We start from the raw sequence: 14333 nt of genomic DNA on the forward strand, positions 1-14333 counted from the left end.
ATGGTTCCTCCTAAAGAATCGAGTAGACAAGCTGCTGGGTATATTCATGCTGCGGATCTTCCAGTATCTGATCTGTAATGCCGTTTTCTATGACCTGTCCGTCCAGGAGGACCATCGTCCGGTCACAAAGCATGCGGATGATGGCGAGGTCGTGGGAGACGACGATCATGCTGACACCCATCTCCCTTTGAATTTCCTTGATGAGTTCAAGCACATCCGCCTGCACCGACAAGTCAAGTCCCGTCGTCACTTCATCCAGCAGTAATATCGGCGGATAGTTGGACAAGGCTTTTGCAATCTGGACACGCTGCTGCATACCGCCCGAGAAATTTTTAGGCGCTTCAAATTTCCTTGACAGCGGTATGCGCACTTTATCTAAAAACATTTCACCGCGTCCCGTCATTTCAGCGACGTTCCGGCTGCCGCCAGCGATCAGCTTCTCTGCGATGTTCGTCATGGATGAGAAATTTATTTTCAGACCGTGCAATGGATTCTGGTAGACCATTCCGAGCTGCCCGTTACGTATTTCACGCTTTTTCTGCGAAGAGACGTTAAAAACATTTTCCGCCCCGTTTTCATATGATTCTATAAAATAATCGCCCGAAGTCTGTGCCTGGTCAAAGTACAGCATTTTCATCAGCGTACTCTTGCCGCTGCCGCTCTCACCGACGATGCCGAGTATTTCACCTTTGTATAGATCAAATGAAACATCACGCACTGCATGGACAGTGCCGCAGTGCAGACATATGTTGCCGTCAAGGCTCGAACGGTCTTCCCGGCATATATCACAGCCTTCGCCAAATCGTTTTGATAAATCGCGGATGGACATTACGATATCGTTATTTGACATGCTCTTCCTCCTTGTTCAGTATGTCGATCATGTAACTCGTATCATTCGTGACAAAATATTTTTCGCCTGTTTCAGAATCGACGAGCTCATCCATGAACACACCACTCGCACCGGACTCCCGGCAGACCTTGTCCGAAAAGTCTTCGACTTCAAACGGATGGTCGTCGAATGCAAGGGATGCCACATGCGTATGCGGCGGCACTGCATAGATCTTCTTCTCACGGCCGGCCCCGAGCAGTATCAGCCCTTCGTTGTCGTTCATCTTCGGGTTGTCGAACCTCGGGATCGGGCTCGGCGCCATGACATAGCGGCCGTTCACGAGCACCGGATAATCCGCGTCATCCGTGACATGGCCGTACTTCATGATCTGTTCGAACATCTTGATCCATGCACCGCTATATTCCTTGTCGCCGTGCAGCGCCTTCGTCACCCGTTCGGACGGTTCGACCGCACGGAGCGGTTCCGGCATCGGGACCTGAAGCACGAGTATCTGTGACGGACGGAGCGGCACCTCGGGTATCCTGTGGCGTGACTGGACCAGTGTCGCCTCATGCATATCGATCGTCTCATCGACGCCGGTCGTGTCCTGGATCAGTTTCCTGATGTTGACCGCGTTCACGGATTCATCGGAGCCCTGGTCGATCACCTTGATGATGTCGTCCTGCCCGATGAGTGAGAGCGTCAGCTGCAGCCCGCCTGTGCCCCAGCCGCGTGCGATCGGCAGCTCCCTTGATGCGAACGGCACCTGGTAGCCCGGTATCGCGATCGCCTTCAATGTTTTGCGGCGGATCTCCTTTTTAGAATGTTCATCGAGAAATGCAAAATTTTGAACCATTATTCCGACTTCCTTCCCGACTGCCTCATGCGGTCCAGCTTCGACTGGAACGTCACGTAGTGCGGCAGCTTCAAATGTGAAATAAAACCCGTCGATTCGACTGAATCGATGTGGTACAGCACGAATTCATCGTCCGTCGTCGGTGCATTCTCCACCGGGTGCGACAGGCTGTAATCGAGCACGCTCATCGCGATCGCCTTCGTTTCATTCTGTCCAAACGTAAGGCCGTAGCCGATATTGAACGTCATCTCCGACTGATGATCCTCTTTATCCGAACTCTCTTTTTCATCCGGCAGGAAAGCATCGATTTCGGTGAGTTCGATATCCCCGATGAAGTATTCCTCCCCGTCCATGTCCTCGATATGGATTGGCTGGTCTCCGACGCGGCATTCGCCGATGTTCGGATGCGTTGAAAATCCGTAGCCCCTGATCTCTGCGTAACCGAGCGAAGTGACCGCACCTGTCTGACCGCGTGTGAGCGACTGCAGCCGTTCACTCCTCGATGACGGATACTCTATCGACTTCTTCGTGATGTCGTCCGGCGGTGTATCATCGATTTCAGGTTTCGAATAAAGACCTTCCGCCTCCAGGTAGTCGATGACTTTCGGCAGTGCATCAAGCTTATACTCATATTCGATCTCTTCCTGCGCTTCATCCGTCACATAGTCCGCAAGCGTCTGCAGCCCGAGGAGCGCATCATCCAGCAGGCGGTGGGTGTAATCCGGGGAAGCGCCGAGTATCTGGCCGCCCGGTATATCCTTGAAGCTCGCAGAAACGCGCCTTTTGACGAACATTTCCCGTGAATTGGTCACAGTTGAGTAATATAACCTCGGCAGTGTCGAACGGTGGGCACGCATCAGGAAGACCGCTTCCTCCATGTTCCCTTCCGCCTGTTTGATCGCGAGCGCGCACAGATCCCTGTCGTAGAAGCTCGCTTCCGACATCACCTGGTTGATGAGCTGGCGCATGTTCGTCTTTATGGTTTCGACTTCGATGTCGCGCCCTTCCCTGAAACGTCTGGATTTATACATCTCAACGGATTTTTCAATGGCTTCTTTTCCGCCTTTGACAGCAACGTAACCCATTTATATCACCTCGATTTTCGTAGTTCTCGGTATTGCCAGCATATTATTCGCACCATCTGCAATTATCATGTCCACGCCGAGCGGGTATTCTTTGCATTTTTCATTTCTGAGTCCGATCCAGCGGGGCTCCAGTGAAATATTGATGATTGTTTCTTCCTTTATGCCCGGCCCCGTCAGACGGTACCCGCTGCCTTCGTGCAGCGAGTCCGCTTCGATGATGAGCGTGGCCGATTTTTCAGGTGAAGCAAGTGTGCCTGCTGCCGCCTCTTCAAAAATAGGGGCTTCCAGATCTTTCTCCTTCACGATCAGATAATCCGAGCTTTCAATGTCCGCCCCCGGTTCACTCCCCGTCAGAAGGGAGATCTCCTGGCCGTCGCTCTTGAATGTTGTATGGAATGTCACTTCGTTGTCGAGCAGCGTCACCGCCGTCATCAGCACCCCGTCACCGAATGTGCTGTAGTTATCCATGCTTTCCATCGTTGCGGAAATTTTGCCCGGATAGCTGAATATGTCGACGAGTGTCCTGTAATGTTTTTGCGTCTGATGGATTTGTGTATTCAATTGACTGCCTCCTAATCGTTCATCATGTCGAAATTCACTTTAGTACGTAGAATTTCCTGTGTTTTTTTATGCACCGCTTCTGTTTCACGGTCTTCCAGATCACTTAAGATGTTGTTCAGGGTATCGGTGAACTGATCTGTCTTGAAGCACAAATCGATGAATGCGAGCGCGGTGCTGAGTTCCGGCTCGTCGCCTTTCACGACACCGAGACCGATTTCCTTCCCGTGCCTGAGCTTCGTTTCGGTGACCCGCACTTCACCGAGGTAGAACAATGAATTCTGTGCATGTTCCCGCACCTTGATCATCGTGAGTCCCTCTATCGGTCCCGAGACCGTTGTACATTCCATCTGATCTTTATGTAAGGCGTAGAATTCCGCCGCTTCTTTTTTTCCATAACGGATAAATAAGGTTGTCCATTTTTTCTTGTTCATGTCATCCGCCTCCCTCATGAATAATGCTAACTTGTTGCCAAGCTGAAAACATTTAAGAGTCTGTAAAGTATGTAAAGACTGAAATACAATCAGCGGATAACATGAAAAAACGGACACAAAATCTTTACAATGAGATTTTGCGTCCGTTGATGATTCCATAGATACTCCATATTGGACTCGAGCTATGAAAGACAAAAATATTCTGACTTCAGTAAATTTAAGGTATAATGGTATTATGAAAGGACGTGATTTTTATGGAATATAAAACGAAGATCACCATTCCAGAAGACATAGTGCTTTCCTTAAGAACAAGCGATGAAGATATTGTAAAAGATATGAAACAGACACTGGCAGTGAAGTATTACAAAGAAAGAAAACTCTCCTTGGGGCAGTGTGCTGAACTTGCTGAAATGCCAAAGGAGGATTTCATCAAGTTACTGTCTTCAAATGAAATCTCCATATTCAATTTTGAAGATGATGAAGAGCTATTGGAAGATATCAGAAATGCGTAAAATAGTGGTGAATTCAACTCCGCTGATTGCACTTAATAACATTGGACAGTTGGATTTACTTGAAAAAGTATATGGAGAAGTAATAATCCCAACGGCTGTTTATGAGGAAGTAATATTAGATGTAAAGACTGTTAAACCCAATGATTTTATTAGAGAGAGTGGCTTCATTACTATTGCTGATATAAGAAATGAAGAAGCGAAAAAAGTATTTGAGACAAGCCTTCATAAAGGTGAAGTAGAAGTGATGATACTTGCAAATGAGATAAAAGCAGATCTTTGTATAATAGATGATTTATTAGCCCGCAAATATGCAAAATACCATAATTTAAAAGTGACAGGAACTATAGGTGTACTGTTAAAATCAAAACAACTTGGTATAGTAGAAAACGTGAAGACATTGTTGGATGAATTGATTAATGCCGGTATGTATATTGATACAAAACTATATAGTAAAGTTCTTGAAATAGCTGAGGAAGATAACAATTCATAAATAAAAAATATCCAGACCTTGATACACATCATCAGGGATCTGGATATTTTAATGAAAAAAAGTCTTATGAAATTCAAAGCGCTTATCAAAGTCTTTTGACAGAGCAAATCAATATTACTTTTACTGAGTTGTAATCAGTTTATGTTTGAAAAGGTCACTTCTGTAGAGAATGCGGACAAATTCGAGCTGGATACCTCTTTCTTCTTCGTGAGTGTCCGTTTCGTATATGAAGAGCGGCACCAATTCGTTACACTTTAATATTTGCTGCTCATCGATTGTCGGAAATGCCGTAGAAATGACGGATGTCTTTGATTTTAAATTTGTAAAACCTTCTTTTTGGTAATATCCGAAGACCGAGTCGAGTTGATTTTTATCCCTTTCGATATCGGGCACGAACTTCTCCCGGATGTACGAGATATGAATGGCACAAGGGATATCGTAGACGATCCTGAGCCGTGCGACTTTGAATATCCGCTCATCCGGATCACAGTTGATGCGGTCGGCATACAGCCGGATCTCTTCGTCGGATGCATAATCGGCATGGATCACTTCGCTTCTATATGGAAGGTTCTGGCTTTTCATCTTCTCGGAGAAGCTGACACGCCCGGAAATATCCAGTTCAATCGTCGGTATCTTCTTCTTGATGAAGCGCCCGACCCCCTGCCTGCTTTCAACAAGACCCATCTTCTCCATAGTCACCAGGGCGTTTCGGACCTCGATCCGTTTCACCCCGTATTCATCGGCGAGTGCATTTTCACTCGGCACTTTATCCCCCGGCTGCAGTGTATGATTGATGATCTGCTCCTGCAGTACATTCCTTATGATGTTCTCTTTAGAAATATGGAGTTCATCCATAAATATCGTCACCTTTTAAAATAAGTTTATGTAACCGGCAGCAAAATAACACTGAAGCAGAGCCCAGTGTTATTTTTTATAACCATCTTCTAAATTATTGATATATATATCAATGATTTCCTGCTTGGACAGCCTGCCGCCTTCATGATACCACTGATAAATCCCATTGATCATGCTGATGATGCCCATAACGGTTACATAGCCATCCTGATCTTTGAAAATGCCCTTTTCCTTACCTTCATTATAAACGTCTACAAACATTTTCGTATAGGTATTCATTCTTTCATTTAAAATCTTGCTGTCCTCACCATTCAATTCTTTTTGTTCATGATAAAATATGACGTTCAAAGATTTGTTGTTCATGACGGCGCTGGCATGGCTTTTCACAAGCATTCTCAACTTCTCTTCCGGAGTTTCAAATTTCTTGATTGCTTCCTCTGCGGATTCGATATAATGATCCATTATCTCATCAAAAATCATCCACAGAATTTGGTATTTATTTTTGACATAATAATACAGGGCAGGCTTGGAAACTCCGAGTTGGGAAGCGACATCGTTCAGCGTGGATTTCCGGTAGCCTTTTTCCGCAAAAACCTTTGCAGCTGTATCTACGATAGATGTTAAACTTACACCATTACTCATTAATTTCTCCTTTCGTCCTTATTAAAAAGTAATCCCTGTTCTCTTATCAGAATCAGGGATCACTCGCTCGTGGGGGTCAATTTTCCTAATCAATGTTAGCATTTACTTACTAGAAAGTAAAGAAGCTCGAATGATGCACATATTGCAGCCGTCGCCAATCATATTAAAACTAATGGGGGTCGTGGTCGAACCTCTTGTAGTATTTTTGAGTTATGGGTTGAGTGAGCAACCAAGTTTATGGAGTGGATACTTCTCTTGATTATACTAAAACATGATATTAGAAAATTAGTACTTTGTATTGAATATGTGGTTTTGTTATGATACTAAGCAAACTAAGATAATTTTCTTATCACTCGGCGTTATTAAACATTACATGTTTGATTTGAGTATATTCTTCTAAAGAATGTATTGATTGTTCATTACCATGTCCTGATAACTTGGCTCCTCCATGAGGCATTTCACTAGTGATTACCATATGGGTATTAACCCATACAGTACCAGCTTGTATTTTTTTAGTAGCAGTCAGCGCTCTCGAAAGGTTAGTGGTCCATACTGAACTTGAGAGTGCATACTTACTGTCATTAGCAAGCGCATAAGCTTCTTCTTCCGAAGAAAAAGGTATAACAGTAACTACTGGACCAAACACCTCCTCTTGAACAATCTCATCGTCTTGTTTTACTCCTGTTATTACAGTCGGTTGGTAGTAATAGCCGCTTCCTACTAATATATCTCCTCCAATCAAGATGTCAGCATGAGGACTCGACTTAACCCTGTTTACAAAACTTGCTACTCTGTCAAGCTGTTGACGTGATACAAGAGGGCCTACTTCCGTCTCTTTTTCAAGCGGATTCCCTACTTTGATTTTCGATATCTCATTAACTAGATTTTTTAAAAACTCATCATAAATTTCTCCTGAAACATAAATACGGGTTGCAGCTGTACAATCTTGTCCAGAATTACAGAAAGCAGCTACTCGAATACTTTTTACAGCTTCAATTATATTAGCATCTTCAAAGATTACTACAGGCGCGTTTCCTCCTAACTCCAAATGTGTTTTTTTCATCGTTTCAATCGATTGTTCAGCGACAGACTGGCCAGCTTTCACACTTCCAGTTAATGATATCATTTTTACTTTTTCATTATTAGTTAGTAATTTCCCTACATTATCTCCAGCACCTGTAACAATGTTAATTACCCCTGGGGGTATTATCTCCTTAGTAAGTTCAGCTAACAACAATGTTGTTAAGGGGGTATATTCTGAGGGCTTCAATACAACCGTATTCCCGGTAATCAATGCTGGCCCTATTTTCCACCCTGCCATCATTAACGGGGCGTTCCATGGAGTTATTGCGCTTATTACTCCGAGTGGCTCCCGACGAGTAAAGCTAGTGTGATCTTTAACATATTCCCCGGCCCCCAACCCTGACAGGCTTCTCCCTGCACCTGCGAAAAAACGCATATTATCAATGAAAACCTCTACGTCTTCTTTCGCATATTCCAGGGGCTTTCCTACATTCTGGGATTCCAGCAAAGAAAATTCTTCTTTATTATTTTCTACTATTTCTGCGACCTTCAACAAAATTAAACTTCTTTCAGAGACAGGTTTAGCGCTCCAGTTTTCAAAAGCTGTTTCTGCAGAATCAATGGCAGCTAAAACGTCTTCTTCTGTACAAATCGGTATTTGCGCCATAATTTCTTCTGTAGCTGGATTTATAACTTTGAAAAATTCACTACTGGAGCTTTTTTTAAATTCTCCGTCTATAAAAAAACAGTTTTTCAACTTTTCATAATCCATGATTAACCTCCTGTTTAAAATCTATCAATTATTGTGACACCCACATTTTTATTGGCATTCATTTCTTCTATTATCGATCCAGCATCCTCGATGGAGATTGTTTGAGTAATCATTTTTCCAGGATTCAAAATCTCCTTTTGAATCATTTGAATAATAGAGGGATATTTAAATGATTGGATACCTACAGATCCAACTATAGTTATCTCTTTCATTATAATTTCGTCTATCGGCACAGCTACATAGCCTTGCTCTTCATTGGTAGTCATACCGATTTGTAAATGTCGTCCTCTATTCCTTAAGCTTTTAAAAGAATTTTGGACAGTCACTTTAGACCCTAAAGCATCAATTGATACGTGAGCTCCCCCTTTAGTTAATTCGACTATTTCAGAAGGGGCATCTTTGCTGCGGCCATTTATAGTGATTGAAGCTCCCATTTCTCTAGCTAATTTTAAAGACTCTTCATTTATATCTACAGCAATTACGACTGCCCCGATAGCTGAAGCTGTGTTAATTGCAGATAAACCGATGCCACCACAACCATAGACAACCACCCACTCACCGGGCTGTACTTTTGCACGGTCTACCACACCGTGATAAGCAGTAGGGAACCGGCATCCTAACGATGCTGCTTCCACAAAGTTTATTTCTTCTGGTAAAGGTGCTAAACTCGTATCCGCGTTAGGTACATGTGCATATTCTCCAAATCCACCCCAGCTGGTGATCCCTATTTCAATATGGTCAGAACAGACATTAGGGTGGCCTTCATTACAATCTTCACATGCACCACACCCATGGATAAAAGGTACAACCACCCTGTCACCTTTCTTAAACTGTGCGACATTTTTTCCAACTTCTTCTATTACACCAGAAAATTCGTGACCTAACACATGGGGTAATTCCATTTCCATTCCTACCCATTTGAGTCCGCCCTCCCAAAGGTGTAAATCACTTCTGCATACACCGCTTGCTTCCACTTTCACTATAACACCATCAGGTGTTAATTCAGGATCAGGCATATTTTTTATTTCTAAAGGTTTATTGAATTCTGTAAGTACCGCTGCTTTCATAGTTAATCTCTCCTTTTCAATTTAAAGTTTTTTAGTCTGTAGCGCCATGCTGTCGGGACTTTTAACTTTTGAACCTCTTAATAAAAACATGTTCAAAATACTAAATATCAATAAGTATCCCGCTATAATCAAAAATCCCACTGTATACTCACCTGTAACGTCTTTGACACTACCTACAAGATACGGAACAAGTAAGCCTCCGACGATCATTCCTCCCCCGATTACAAAGCCATTCGCCAGACCTGCTTTATCGTGCCCGACATCTCTTCCAACCAGTGAGTAAACAACTGCTGCACCCCCGTAGATAAAAAATCCTGCCAAGGCCAGAAGTAACGCAATTATTAAGTAATGACCATTCAAATAACCTATTGCTATTCCAATAAATATTGCTGAACTGAGGCCGCTTGATAAAACTATAAAAGGTGTGTGTTTATTTTTATTATCGGATAAGCGGCCAAACAAAAATGCACCTAAAATCCCTGCCAAGGGAGCAAATGAAGCCGTGAATCCAGATATTTCGTCTGACCATCCACTTTCTTCTATTAAAATTGTAGGAATCCAATAAGCAGCTAGATTAAATACGCTAAATAAACCTATTACGTATATAAACCCTGCTATAACAGTCCGGTATTTCAGCACCTTTAGAAATTCTCTGATGTTGAAAGAGTCTCTAGATTTTTCTACCACATTAAAATCTGGAGGATCTTTCAAAAATTTTAATGCAACCAATATAATCATCAGTAATAACAAACAACTTAAGAGCGAACCGATTCTCCAGTCAAAAGTTAAAAGAATCATCGAGAATAGATAAGTGGCAACTAAAGTCCCTATACCATCAGTCCCCAACATTATCCCTACACTCATGCCGGTAGTCTTTGTTTTTTCAAACCATACTATCGCCATAGTATAAGGAGCAATTATTAAAATCCCAACCCCGGCGCCTATCAACATCCTTGAAAACAACATAATATAGTAGTTTGGCGATACAGCGAATATCATTTGACCAATGACCAGAATGATTAATCCATAAATTATGACTCTCTTAGGCCCGTATTTATCCACATAATGACCTGCAAAAGGTAACACGAGTCCCCCCACTAAAGCTGTTACTGCAGCAAGCAAACTTACTTCACTATATCCTATGGACATCGCTTCCATTATATCCAAGGTTTTAATCGTATAACCTATATACGGTATGAACATAACTACCATCACTAAAAAGCTGAGCCACAATGCAAACCAATTTTGGTTACTTTTGACCATGATATTTCCTCCCTTGTCAGCATACGCTTTCTATTCTAAGGCTTTCAATTTGCCCGGTTTTCATTCCTCGTAACTATTTGATTTTTTAGAAAATACCATTCTTATCTTTAATCACGATGAGTAAACTTAAAAATTCGAGGGAATGGTGAGAGCATTTTCAAAAAATGTTCATTGCCACCCAACCATTCCGACTTTATCCCCTTGTTTCAGTGAGTCTCTGTCCAATTTCAATTCATCCAGAGGCAGGCTCGTTTCCTCGCCATTCACCATTTCAGAAATCAATTTGCCGGTTATCGGTCCGGCAACGTTGCCGTAAACGTGACCACATGCGACATACATGCCTTCATATTCCTTCACCTTATCGACGATCGGCAGCATATCAGCAGTATACGGCAGAAGGCCTGCCCATACATCGTCTATCTCCAGGTTTTTATACTCCGGCCACTGTTCCAAAAATGCGTTCATCGCCATATTAATCCCGCCGATGGAAGGTTTCATTGTATATGAATCTGGATAATCCATCGGGCAGCCTAATAAGAGTGAATTGTCCTGCAATTGTGCCATCAGCTCGAGACTTGTCACACCTGATGCCACATCTTCATGAGGTCCCGTGAAATAGTCGATTTTATATGACGGCAGATTGCAGAAGTCCACATAAGTCTTCGTCGCAAGAGGCCCGTAGATGACTTTGTCCAGAACCCTTTCCTTCAAGGGCATCGTTTTGATGACGCCCAGTCTTTCAGGTTCGACAGGGATGTCCACCCCGACAGTTTCACCCAGCAGTTTCGTCCAGGCTCCGGAGGCGAGCACCACCGAGCCAGCATCGATGTTGCCCTTGGTTGTCAACACCCCTTTGGTCTGACCATCTTCCACCTTGACTTTCATCACTGCAGTCTCTTCATATATTCTGACACCCATGTTCTTGCATGCTTCCCCCAGAGCTTTCACCAGCTTCGGTGTTCTCATCTGTCCGTCTTCGGGACTGTATGTCGCTCCGAGAACATTGTCCGGCAGGATGGGTGCGTACTCTTTGGCAGTCTTCGCATCCAGCAGTTCCATTTTAACACCGTCTTTATTCCTCGCCTCTACGAATTCTTCAAAGACTTTTTTCTGCTCTTCAGTATAAAAATAGATCATGCCGCCGTTCCGGCGGTATTCGAAGCTGTTGCCAAGATCCGGGATGAACACGTCCTCATAAATTTTCATTCCGGCCCTCGCCAAATCCAGCGCAATGCCTTTGTTCCTATTGTGCAGCCACAAATAACCTGGGTTCCTGCCGGAAGCACCGTGTGCCAATTCATGCCGTTCGACCAGGACAACATCAAATCCTTTTTTCTTAAGGAAGTATGCTGACGATACTCCTACAATTCCTCCACCTACTACAACCACTTCTGCAGAATCCAAACTCATGTAATATCCCCCTTAATGATATAAAAATCTATTCTGTCCAAACGTATTTTAATAAAAATTGATTCCACTATGAATATTGATTCAGTACTTTTTCAAACTCATCTTTCTCTTGAGTACGTGACTTGGCATAGTAACCCGATCTTGAGATGTTGTATCGTTTCATCTTATGAAGATCCCCTTCTTGACATCGGTGGGCGGAATCATTGCCGGTATGCTTTGATCAAGGTTCCCGCCGGACACCCGGATTGAAACGATGCCCATATCCTGAAGCCACTGCGATACTTGTACGGCTTCATCAAAAGTGATGCCGTCTTCCACAAATTCACCGAAATTCAACCGTACGATTACAGGAAAGTCTTCACCCGCCTCCTCCTGGATTGCCTGGACTGTCTCCTTTAAAAATCTGAAGCGGTTTTCAAGAGAACCACCGTATTCATCATTACGGATGTTGGAACCCGGTGAGAGGAACTGGGAAAAAAGATAACCGTGTCCCCCGTGTATTTCCACCGCATCCATATCCGCTTCGCGGGCGCGGCGGGCAGCCTGGCCGAAAGATAACGCCAAATCTTTGATTTCATCTTTAGTCAGCTCCCGGGGCACTTCCCCGGTGACCTTCGTCGGTACAGCAGAGGCACCTACAGTTTCCCCGACACTGACTGCATATGTCCGCCAGCTTTTTCCAGGATTCTATACTGTCATCTGAAGCGAGGGAAGGTGTGCGGACGTTGTATCTGAAATGATCGACCACACCGGTGGACTCCAGAATCAACATTGCAACCCCCCCTTCTGCCCGACGTTCCAGATAACGGATGAAACGTTCATTGGGTTCTCCGGATAACTCCGGCATTCCCGTCGCCATGGCAGACATGACGAATCTATTCTTCAATTTTAAAGAACCCAGATTGATGGGTGTGCTCATTATGGAATCCAATGTTTGTCCCTCCAAAACGTTACGATTAATTCTTTTTTCCGATTATCAAAATAACTCCGTAATAGATTACTTAACAGTAAGTAAATAAAGTATGATACTTCATCTGAACTGATTGACTGAGGTTATTTCTCGCTGGCCGTTAAAGTTTCAAGAAAATTCTTTATGTCATATGGAATAGGAAACGACTGGTTTTCTTTTATATTTACATACAGAATTTCAATGGTGCAAAGATGCTCATCTGCCGACATATCGTATTTCAGTTTAAAGCTTGATTTTCCCACATGGAGGACAGACGCATCGACTGTGACAAGATTATCCAACCCAGCCGGCGATTCATAAGTGATTTCAACTTTTTTCAAAACAAAGTCAAAACCCATTTCTTTCAAAGTTATTGGTGACCACCCCTCCAACCTGAAAAACTCATAGGCTGCATGGTCACACCAGGTCAAATAATGTGAATTAAAAACGATTCCCTGTTCATCGACTTCGTTATATCTCACCCTGTGTTGAAGGACTTCCATCAGCTTCTCTTCACCAGCTTCTTTGCGATACTTGTTTTCAGTGCGTCATTAGCGCCTTCTCCGACGAGATACATCATCGAATCCCTGATATACCTTTCTGTAGGATAGTCCTTCAGGTAACCATAACCTCCGAGGACCCTCAACGAAGTGACAGTTACATCCACAACCACTTCACTCGCAAAATATTTTGCTGCACTGGTTATTATATCGGAGTTTCCTTCCTGTTCAGCTGCCTGTTTCGTCAAGGCACGTGCCGCCTGGATGTTCGTATACATATCCGCTAAATGCAGCTGTACGGTCTGCATCTCACTGATGGGCCGGCCGTATGCTTCTCTTTCCTTTGCGTATTCGAGTGCATCATCATAGGCCGCCTGGGCCAGCCCCACTGAGGTCGCAGCCAAGGATAGACGCCCAAATTCAAGCGACCTCAGAAAATTTTGTATCCCCCGGCCTGCTTCTCCTAAAATGTCGTCCTCACTGATCGGGACGCCGTCAAAACTTACTTCTACAGTTTCAATACCTCTGATTCCCATCTTCCCCATATTTGGGCCGGGAGTGATTCCTTCCCTGTCTGTCGGGACGAGATAAATGGAAATTCCATGCTTGTCTTTTGCCAATACAGCATAGTGGGTTGCCGTGCGGCCATTTGTGATCATTGTTTTTTCACCTGAGAGAGTCGACTCCCCCTCTTTCACTATGGTCTGCACATTGCTTAAATCCGTCCCTGCCTGAGGTTCGGTCAACAGTATGGCACCCCTGTATTCTCCTTTGGACATTTTATGCAGAATGTCTTTTTGTTGTTCAGTTCCGTATATTTCTATCAGTTTAGCAACAATCAGGTGGGAATTTATAAATGCCGGCACGCTGCCCCAGCCGTAGGCCAATTCTTCGATCACCTTGATATATGTCATTTTAGAAATTTCCATACCACCGTATTTTTTGGGTATTGTTAAGCCGAAAAGACCAATCTCCTTCATCTCGTCCACTATTTCCTGAGGATATGTATCCTCCAGGTCATGAGCGGCAGCCTGTTTCTTCACGCTGTTTCTTACAAAATCTCTGATGATCAAAGGCAGTTCTTTCAT

At 43.7% G+C, this 14333-nt stretch carries 17 protein-coding genes; 2 read left to right on the forward strand and 15 right to left on the reverse strand.

Annotation, left to right across the window (positions count from 1 at the left end):
* Positions 1–10: 10 nt before the first annotated feature.
* From ACY8DT_RS03005 to ACY8DT_RS03025, 5 genes are read right to left on the reverse strand one after another with little or no spacing between them, the layout of a single operon-like run.
* On the reverse strand, positions 11–850 hold the full coding sequence (locus ACY8DT_RS03005) for an ATP-binding cassette domain-containing protein (protein WP_462421465.1): 840 nt from the start codon (positions 848–850) through the stop codon (positions 11–13).
* A complete protein-coding gene (locus tag ACY8DT_RS03010; protein WP_462421466.1) occupies positions 840–1685 on the reverse strand; it encodes an alpha-D-ribose 1-methylphosphonate 5-phosphate C-P-lyase PhnJ in 846 nt (281 codons plus the stop codon). Before ACY8DT_RS03010 ends, ACY8DT_RS03005 begins: the two co-directional genes overlap by 11 nt.
* A complete protein-coding gene (locus ACY8DT_RS03015) occupies positions 1685–2770 on the reverse strand; it encodes a carbon-phosphorus lyase complex subunit PhnI (RefSeq protein ID WP_462421467.1) in 1086 nt (361 codons plus the stop codon). The genes ACY8DT_RS03010 and ACY8DT_RS03015 overlap by 1 nt, the downstream gene beginning before the upstream one ends.
* Positions 2771–3331 carry a phosphonate C-P lyase system protein PhnH gene (gene phnH / locus ACY8DT_RS03020; RefSeq protein WP_462421468.1) on the reverse strand — a complete coding sequence of 187 codons (561 nt, stop codon included), beginning with the start codon at positions 3329–3331 and terminating at the stop codon, positions 2771–2773.
* Between the two features lie 11 nt (positions 3332–3342).
* Complete coding sequence (locus ACY8DT_RS03025) at positions 3343–3762, reverse strand: phosphonate C-P lyase system protein PhnG (protein WP_462421469.1); 420 nt, start codon at positions 3760–3762, stop codon at positions 3343–3345.
* 254 nt (positions 3763–4016) lie between these two features.
* Here ACY8DT_RS03025 and ACY8DT_RS03030 point away from each other — a divergent pair, with 254 nt between their 5' ends.
* Together ACY8DT_RS03030 and ACY8DT_RS03035 are read left to right on the forward strand one after the other, a co-directional pair.
* Positions 4017–4274: a UPF0175 family protein gene (locus ACY8DT_RS03030; protein ID WP_097040224.1), complete on the forward strand. Its 258-nt coding sequence runs from the start codon at positions 4017–4019 to the stop codon at positions 4272–4274.
* The gene (locus ACY8DT_RS03035) at positions 4267–4764 is read left to right on the forward strand and encodes a PIN domain-containing protein (RefSeq protein WP_462421470.1); all 498 of its coding nucleotides are present in this window, start codon (positions 4267–4269) and stop codon (positions 4762–4764) included. Before ACY8DT_RS03030 ends, ACY8DT_RS03035 begins: the two co-directional genes overlap by 8 nt.
* A 120-nt stretch (positions 4765–4884) precedes the next feature.
* Here the strand turns inward: ACY8DT_RS03035 and ACY8DT_RS03040 are convergent, their stop codons facing one another.
* The 10 genes from ACY8DT_RS03040 to ACY8DT_RS03085 form a co-directional block, all read right to left on the reverse strand.
* Positions 4885–5619 carry a GntR family transcriptional regulator gene (locus ACY8DT_RS03040; protein ID WP_462421471.1) on the reverse strand — a complete coding sequence of 245 codons (735 nt, stop codon included), beginning with the start codon at positions 5617–5619 and terminating at the stop codon, positions 4885–4887.
* A gap of 69 nt (positions 5620–5688) precedes the next feature.
* Complete coding sequence (locus tag ACY8DT_RS03045; RefSeq protein ID WP_462421472.1) at positions 5689–6261, reverse strand: TetR/AcrR family transcriptional regulator; 573 nt, start codon at positions 6259–6261, stop codon at positions 5689–5691.
* 349 nt (positions 6262–6610) lie between these two features.
* Positions 6611–8056, reverse strand: coding sequence for an aminobutyraldehyde dehydrogenase (locus ACY8DT_RS03050; RefSeq protein ID WP_462421473.1), 1446 nt, complete (start codon positions 8054–8056; stop codon positions 6611–6613).
* A gap of 14 nt (positions 8057–8070) precedes the next feature.
* Positions 8071–9123, reverse strand: a complete 1053-nt coding sequence (locus ACY8DT_RS03055; protein WP_462421474.1) for a zinc-dependent alcohol dehydrogenase family protein — start codon at positions 9121–9123, stop codon at positions 8071–8073.
* A 21-nt stretch (positions 9124–9144) separates the two neighbouring features.
* On the reverse strand, positions 9145–10386 hold the full coding sequence (locus ACY8DT_RS03060) for an MFS transporter (RefSeq protein ID WP_462421475.1): 1242 nt from the start codon (positions 10384–10386) through the stop codon (positions 9145–9147).
* A gap of 168 nt (positions 10387–10554) precedes the next feature.
* Complete coding sequence (locus tag ACY8DT_RS03065; RefSeq protein WP_462421476.1) at positions 10555–11796, reverse strand: NAD(P)/FAD-dependent oxidoreductase; 1242 nt, start codon at positions 11794–11796, stop codon at positions 10555–10557.
* Positions 11797–11955: 159 nt separating this feature from the next.
* On the reverse strand, positions 11956–12396 hold the full coding sequence (locus ACY8DT_RS03070; RefSeq protein ID WP_462421477.1) for an oxidoreductase: 441 nt from the start codon (positions 12394–12396) through the stop codon (positions 11956–11958).
* Positions 12377–12727 carry an oxidoreductase gene (locus ACY8DT_RS03075; protein WP_462421478.1) on the reverse strand — a complete coding sequence of 117 codons (351 nt, stop codon included), beginning with the start codon at positions 12725–12727 and terminating at the stop codon, positions 12377–12379. Before ACY8DT_RS03075 ends, ACY8DT_RS03070 begins: the two co-directional genes overlap by 20 nt.
* Before the next feature lie 122 nt (positions 12728–12849).
* On the reverse strand, positions 12850–13248 hold the full coding sequence (locus tag ACY8DT_RS03080) for an acyl-CoA thioesterase (protein ID WP_462421479.1): 399 nt from the start codon (positions 13246–13248) through the stop codon (positions 12850–12852).
* Positions 13248–14333: an acyl-CoA dehydrogenase family protein gene (locus ACY8DT_RS03085; protein WP_462421480.1), complete on the reverse strand. Its 1086-nt coding sequence runs from the start codon at positions 14331–14333 to the stop codon at positions 13248–13250. The genes ACY8DT_RS03080 and ACY8DT_RS03085 overlap by 1 nt, the downstream gene beginning before the upstream one ends.

The organism is Salinicoccus sp. Marseille-QA3875 (genome assembly GCF_054950095.1).